General features: G+C 76.3%; 1 protein-coding gene. It reads left to right on the forward strand.

Features of this window, described 5'->3' with window-relative positions; translation table 11 throughout:
* Positions 1 to 181, forward strand: a 181-nt coding sequence (locus tag B4M60_RS08090) for a prolyl oligopeptidase family serine peptidase (RefSeq protein WP_291082065.1), incomplete at its 5' end; no start/stop codon positions are given.
* Between the last annotated feature and the right edge of the window lie 123 nt (positions 182 to 304).

A 304-nucleotide genomic window follows, 5' to 3' on the forward strand; every position in this document is an offset into this window, starting at 1 on the left:
GCCGGCCAAGTGGGTGGCCAAGCTGCGGGAGGTCTCCACCTCGGCCAACTCCGCCGAGCGCCCGGTGCTGCTGCGTTGCGAGATGAGCGCGGGCCACGGCGGGGTGTCCGGGCGGTACGAGCGGTGGCGCCAGACGGCCTTCGAGTACGCGTGGACCGTCCGCACGGCCGGCGCCGGCTGAGCCCCGCCCCACCCCCCGCACCCCGCCCCCTGCCAGGATCCGCTACGCCGATGCGCCATCCGCGACCCGCATGCGGGCAGCGGATGTCGACGGAGGGTAGCGGATTGCGGGGCGGGCTGGGGC

Origin of the sequence: Dietzia sp. UBA5065, from assembly GCA_002415925.1 — a bacterium.
Lineage (GTDB): Bacteria > Actinomycetota > Actinomycetes > Mycobacteriales > Mycobacteriaceae > Dietzia.